A 443-nucleotide genomic window follows, 5' to 3' on the forward strand; every position below is an offset into this window, starting at 1 on the left:
CCCATCATAGTGCTTCCGGAATCGTAAGCGACCTCATCCATGACCGCCTGATTAAATTTGACTTTTCCGGCTTTGATCCTTTTATGGATTTCATAAACGGCACCTTCTATAATAATAACCGCCCCATCAATAATTATCCCGAAGTCAATGGCCCCCAGGCTCATTAAATTTGCCCAAACCCCAAACTGCTTCATCAGGATGAAGGCAAAGAGCAAGGACAGCGGAATGGTAGTGGCTGTAATGAGGCCCCCACGCAAACTCCCCAATAGGAATACCAATGCACAGATTACGATTAAAGCACCTTCCAACAGGTTTTTAGTCACGGTATCGGTTGTTCTTCCAATAAGGGCGCTTTGGTCAATGATGGGCCTTATTTCAAGTCCTTCCGGCAAGGATTCTTCTACCTCCGCCATCCTTTCCTGGACCCTCTGTATTACCGCATT

1 protein-coding gene is annotated in these 443 nt (G+C 46.5%); it reads right to left on the minus strand.

Annotated elements, in window-relative coordinates; translation table 11 throughout:
- A partial coding sequence (locus HC176_RS16585) for an efflux RND transporter permease subunit (RefSeq protein WP_167920111.1) occupies window positions 1-443 on the minus strand: 443 nt, incomplete at both ends.

The sequence above is a fragment of the Tamlana crocina genome, from assembly GCF_012037625.1.